The sequence below is a fragment of the Halorubrum tibetense genome (assembly GCF_042661865.1).
Lineage (GTDB): Archaea > Halobacteriota > Halobacteria > Halobacteriales > Haloferacaceae > Halorubrum > Halorubrum tibetense.
In genome coordinates this window covers 1-3777 of the sequence record NZ_JBHSWW010000237.1, presented here as the reverse complement: position 1 = coordinate 3777, position 3777 = coordinate 1, and the positions used below count along the sequence as shown (strand labels likewise).

Here is a 3777-nt window from a genome sequence, read left to right as displayed (position 1 = left end):
CGGCGGGCGTCTGGTACGAGAAGCGGCTCGCCCCCGACGCCGGTGGCGGGCTCGTGGCCCCGGATCCGCCTGGCGTCGAACCCGACTATCACCCGCTCGGTGCGGGCTACGAGCGGCACCGGTCGACCCGACTGCGTGCGGAAGCGCGGGAGCCGTGACGGTCACCGGCCGGCGACGAACGGAGCACGAACCGATGCCGATTACCCTCCCCGACACACACCGATCCGCATGACTACGAACCACGACACCGACGACGGAACCGACATCGCCGGCGGGAGCGACACCGCCGGTGGCACCGACATGGACCCGACCGTGATGCTTCCGCCGCGCCCCGACCGGCGGTGGACCATCGCGAAACAGCTCGGACTCGACACCGCAGTCGTCCGCTTCTGGGGCGTCGACGACTGGTGGGAGTACGACACCCTCCAGCGCACGGTCACTCGGTTCGCGGACCACGGGTTCTCGCTCGATGTCGTCGAGGACCGCCCGCCGATGGAGAAGACGGTTCTCGGGGAAGACGGTCGAGACGCGGAGATCGAGACGGTGAAAACGCTGATCGAGAACATGGGGCGGCTCGGTATCGACACCTACTGTTGGGTGTGGACCGAGAACCCGCTCGGCGTCATCCGGACCTCCGACTCGGTTCCCGGTCGCGGGGATTCCCAGCGGATCGGCTACGACCACGAGTGGATGGAGCGGGCCCCGGACCACGCGGCCGCGGACATCACCGAGGCGGAGCTGTGGGAGAACCTCGAGTACTTCCTCGACGAGGTCGTTCCCGTCGCCGAGGAGTACGGCGTGAACCTCGCCCTCCACCCCGACGACCCGCCGACCTCGCCCGTTCGTGGCGTGCCGCGGATCGTCCAGTCGGTTGAGGACTACCGCCGGATCCTGTCACTTCACGACAGCGAGCGCCACGGCGTCACGTTCTGTCAAGGGAACTTCTCGGCGATGGCCGGCGACACCGTCGAGGCGATCCGCGAGTTCGGCGACCGGATCCACTTCGTCCACTTCCGCGACGTCGAGGGCGACGAGCGGAAGTTCGTGGAGACGTGGCACGACGAGGGACCGACGGACATGAAAGCCGCCATCGAGGCGTATATGCAGGCGGGGTTCGACGGGCCGATCCGCCCCGACCACGTCCCGCGGATGGTCGGTGAACAGGACCGCGAGGACGCCATGGCTGGGTACACGGACATGGGGCGGCTGTTCGCCATCGGCTACATCAAGGGCCTCCTGGAGTAGCGCGAACGCCCGCTCTCGGCTCGAACAGATCTCGGCTCGGATACGCACTCACGACTCGAACACATCACACCACTCACGATACCATCATGACGCTCGACACGATCGCGGTAACTGGCGGCAACGGTAAGATCGGCGAAGCGATACTCGAACACTGCTCCGAACACGGTTACGAGACGGTGAACGTGTCTCGGGGGAAACGACGCGAGGAGGTCTCGGACCGGTACGTCACGACTGACCTCCTCGACGCCGGCGAGACGTACGGCGCGCTCGCGAAGTACGACGCGGACGCGGTCATCCACATGGGGACGATCCCGAATCCCTACCGCAACGCGGACCATCGCGTGTACGAGAGTAACGTGTTGTCGGCGGCACACGTCCTCGAGGCCGCGGACGCGCTCGGACTGGAGTCCGTCGTGCTCCCCTCCAGCATCAACGCGATAGGCAGCGAACATCAGGAGCGGCCGGCCGACGTTCGGTACCTCCCGGTCGACGAGGACCACCCGCGGACGCCGGACGACGCCTACGGGATCGCGAAACACGCCATGGAGGTGACCGCCGACGGGTTCGGCCGACGGCCTTCCTGTGACCTGACGATCGCCTCGCTCCGATACCCCTGGGTGACGACCGACGAGGAGATGCGTGAACAGTTCCGGGAGGCCGATCGGTCGCTCGACGCGCTCGCCGACGTCCACCCCGCCACCGGCCGGGAGGTGCTGTTCTCATATCTCGCCGTCGCGGACGCGACGCGGATCGCGCGGAAGGCCGTCGAGGCGGAGTTCGAGGGCCACGAGGCGTTCTGGGCCGTCGCAGGCGACACGACTGCCGACGCACCCACTACCGAGGTGGTCGAGGCGTTCTATCCCGACGCCGAACGACGGGACGGGTTCGAGGGGTTCGACGGCACGGAAGGGATCGTCGACCTCTCGAAGGCGGACGCGCTGCTCGACTGGCAGCCGGAACACAGCTGGCGGGACTGAGAACCGTCTTCCGGACCTCGGACGGACGCCGCCGACCGTGAACAGTGAAGCGGGACGGACCGCCGGGAACACACCTTTTATTTCCTCGTCCTCGGAAGGGTTACGTACGCGAACCGTGGACCGTTCCCACCTGATGACGACCGCGACACCGTACCCGCCGGCGACCCAGTCACGCTCGTCGCGGTCCCGGCCGTGCCCGGCGTGGTATCGGCCGTGCTCGCCGTGACGCCCGTTGAATTCGTCGCGATCGGGTGGGAACAGGGACCACGAGACACCCTACAATGAGCTTCGAAGTTCCCGACGAGTTACGGTACCTGGAATCGCACGAATGGACGACTGCGGACGGCGACACCGTTCGGGTCGGTATCTCCGCGTTCGCTCAAGACGAGCTGGGCGACGTGGTGTTCGTCGAACTTCCGGCGGCCGGCGACGAGGTCACGGCAGGCGAGGCGTTCGGTGTCGTCGAGTCGATCAAGGCGGTTTCCGACCTCTACTCGCCCGTCTCCGGCGAGGTCGTCGCAGTCAACGAGGCGCTGTTCGACAGCCCCGAGCTGGTCAACGACGACCCGTACGGTGACGGCTGGATGATCGAAGTCGAGCCGAGCGACGGCGTCGACTTCGCGGAACTGCTCGACCCGAGCGAGTACGACGAGCAGATCGCGTGAGGGCCCACAGATACATGACACGACACACATCTGCCCGCGGCCACACCGGCCGTCAGTCGGGCACCGACGGACGACGAGGTGAGCGACGGTGAGCGGTAGCCCCTATGCGCCTCACACCGACGCCGACACCGCGGCGATGCTCGATGCGATCGACGTCGACGACGAGGAAGCCCTGTTCGATATTCCCGAAACGGTCGCGTTCGACGGCGAGTTCGGGATCGATCCCCGGAGCGAGCGGGGGATACGCCGGGAGTGCGCCCAGCTGTTCGACCGCAACGACGACCTCGTCGAGTTCCTCGGTCGGGGGCACTACGGCCACTACGTTCCGAGCGTCGTCGATCACCTCTCGGACCGCGCGGAGTTCATCACGAGCTACACGCAGTACCAGCCGGAGGTCTCACAGGGCTTCCTACAGGTGCTGTTCGAGTACCAGTCGATGCTCGTCGAGCTGACCGGGCTCCCGGTCGCCAACTGCTCGATGTACGACGCGGCGACCGGCCTCGCGGAGGCCGCGACGCTCGCGGACCGTGTTCGCTCGACGAGCGGCGACGTCGTCGTCGTCCCCGAACACCTCCGCGAGGGCAAGGCGGCCGTCCTGGAGAACTACTGTGCGGGCGCGGATCTGACCGTCGAATCGTATCCGATGGACGACGGCATCGTCGACGTCGACGCGCTCGCTGACCGCCTTGGCGACGACGTCGTCATGGTGTACGCGGAGAACCCGACGGTCCGTGGCTGTATCGAGGAACGGCTCTCGGCGGTCGGCGACCTCGCGAGCGAGCACGACGCGCTGTTCACGCTCGGCGCGGACGTCGTCGCGCTCTCGGTTCTCGAGGAGCCGGCGAGCGTCGGGGCCGACGTCGTCGTCGGCGAGGCCGGCGTGCTCGGGC

General features: G+C 67.3%; 4 protein-coding genes. All 4 read left to right on the top strand.

Annotated elements, in window-relative coordinates; translation table 11 throughout:
- Positions 1–300 precede the first annotated feature (300 nt).
- Complete coding sequence (locus tag ACFQEU_RS12725) at positions 301–1245, top strand: mannonate dehydratase (protein ID WP_379782715.1); 945 nt, start codon at positions 301–303, stop codon at positions 1243–1245.
- 86 nt (positions 1246–1331) lie between these two features.
- A complete protein-coding gene (locus tag ACFQEU_RS12720) occupies positions 1332–2222 on the top strand; it encodes an NAD-dependent epimerase/dehydratase family protein (protein WP_379782712.1) in 891 nt (296 codons plus the stop codon).
- Between the two features lie 281 nt (positions 2223–2503).
- On the top strand, positions 2504–2887 hold the full coding sequence (gene gcvH / locus ACFQEU_RS12715; RefSeq protein ID WP_379782709.1) for a glycine cleavage system protein GcvH: 384 nt from the start codon (positions 2504–2506) through the stop codon (positions 2885–2887).
- A 136-nt stretch (positions 2888–3023) separates the two neighbouring features.
- The coding region (locus ACFQEU_RS12710) for a PLP-dependent aminotransferase family protein (RefSeq protein WP_465261143.1) at positions 3024–3777 on the top strand (754 nt) is incomplete at its 3' end.